This window comes from Leucobacter sp. G161 (genome assembly GCF_001482305.1).
Taxonomy (GTDB): Bacteria; Actinomycetota; Actinomycetes; order Actinomycetales; family Microbacteriaceae; genus Leucobacter.
The window spans coordinates 1-480 of sequence record NZ_LOHP01000035.1; the positions used below are offsets into that span (position 1 = coordinate 1).

The 480-nt window shown below is 63.5% G+C and carries 1 protein-coding gene; it reads right to left on the minus strand.

The window, feature by feature from the left end:
• On the minus strand, positions 1–221 hold a 221-nt coding region (locus AUL38_RS03215), incomplete at its 3' end, for a hypothetical protein (protein ID WP_153006451.1).
• Positions 222–480: the final 259 nt, after the last annotated feature.

Genomic DNA, 480 nt, shown 5'->3' on the forward strand with positions numbered 1-480 from the left:
AACACGGCGAGGCCGAGCATTGAATCCACGCGCGGCTCGGATACTCCGAGCGCGAGCGCTGCTTCAGCGGTGTAGGCGCGCCTGGCCATTTCGCCGCCAGTGACGGCCTGGTAGCCGCGGGCGAGGTGGTCAAGACGAGTCGCTTCCGCGACACGGATCTCACGCGTCTGGTCTTCGAGGCCGGTGATGGCCTCGTCCTGGATCTGCAGTGATTGAGTCATGACGGTAGTCAAACACGCACCACCGACATTCAAGCACTCACATGTGGCCGAAAACGGAATCTGTTGAAAAAAGTTTTGCCAGCCTTCACGGCGCATTATCTGCCTGCACACCGCGGGTGGGGGACAGGCTAACTGGTTATGGGGACATGCTCACACCAATGGGGCGCCGCGGGGCCTGCCGGCCGTGGCAGGCCCCGCGGCGCCACCCCGCTTCGTCTCAGGCATGGAAGGCTCGTTGCGCCCCTTGCCTGTACCACTC